At 47.7% G+C, this 1,084-nt stretch carries 2 protein-coding genes; both read right to left on the reverse strand.

Annotated elements, in window-relative coordinates; genetic code table 11:
* Positions 1-673, reverse strand: a 673-nt coding sequence (locus R7E78_RS24565) for a CBS domain-containing protein (RefSeq protein WP_318058401.1), incomplete at its 3' end; no start/stop codon positions are given.
* 83 nt (positions 674-756) lie between these two features.
* A partial coding sequence (locus R7E78_RS24570) for an IclR family transcriptional regulator C-terminal domain-containing protein (RefSeq protein WP_318058402.1) occupies positions 757-1,084 on the reverse strand: 328 nt, incomplete at its 5' end.

The following is a 1,084-nucleotide window of genomic DNA, read 5'->3' on the forward strand; positions in this document are numbered from 1 at the left end:
CGGCAATGGGTTGATTGGTATCCATGTCTTGTGCGACGACCGATTTCGTCATATCTCGGTCGGTGACTAAGCCAATAATTTCGCCTTCTTTCATCACAACGGCACAGGAGCTGCGTTGTTTGCCACACATGGTTTGCGCCACACTGCGGATAGAGTCGTTCACATCGACAATCGCAATGTTTTCACTGGCGATCTCGCCAACAGTACGAAAGAACAGCCCTTTTTCTTCTTTCCGACAAACGTACTTCACCGCAGAACTCAAGCGCACATTGGCTTGGGCGGCAAAATAGTCGGCAAATTCTGGGTGTTCTTCGCTGACCAGTTTTAGCTCAGAATGGGGGATCAAATAGAGCAATGAATCTTCAATCGCTTCCGCTTGGTAACCATCTTCGGCATTTTCGAGTGGGTCGAGGAAAGTAAAACCAAATTGGTCATCTTGCCCAAGGCGCGCACGCAGTTCGCCGTTAGGCGTGCGCTGTTCAATGGCACCGGTTCGGATGATGTAGAGGTAACGTTGATCGCACAAGGCGCTAAAACCGATGGTTTCGCCCCTCACGAGATACTTGACCTTGACGGAATTCGCGATGCTTTCAACCACAGGTTCTGGCAGTTTATCAAAGGGGTCAATTTTGATTAAAAAGTCGAAGATGTTTGGAGTGACGGATGTGCCCATGGTTTACCTCTAAAATGAACCGGTGTTTCAACATTGTGCTAAGTGGCAAAAAAAGCAGCCTCGCGGCTGCCTCTTGTTTCTGATTATGCCGGGTAATCGTGGTAACCCAATTGCTCAGAAATGTTTTTACCTGCTTGATGCAGTAAGCCGACGTAATATTCCATTCTCTCTTCATCGAAACGGATGGTTGGGAATGAGATAGACAAGCCAGCAATGATTTGACCAAAGCGGTCATAAATCGGCGCAGCGATACAACGAAGGCCTGGTTCTTGCTCTTCGTTATCTTCTGCATAGTGGAAATCGCGCACTTTCGCCAATTCTTCTAGCACTTGATCGGTGTTTTCCAATGTTAGTTCTGTGTGCTCAATGAACTCAACATCGCTCAATACGTCACGCACGAAGCATTCATCG

It is taken from the genome of Vibrio sp. YT-19(2023) (genome assembly GCF_033337395.1).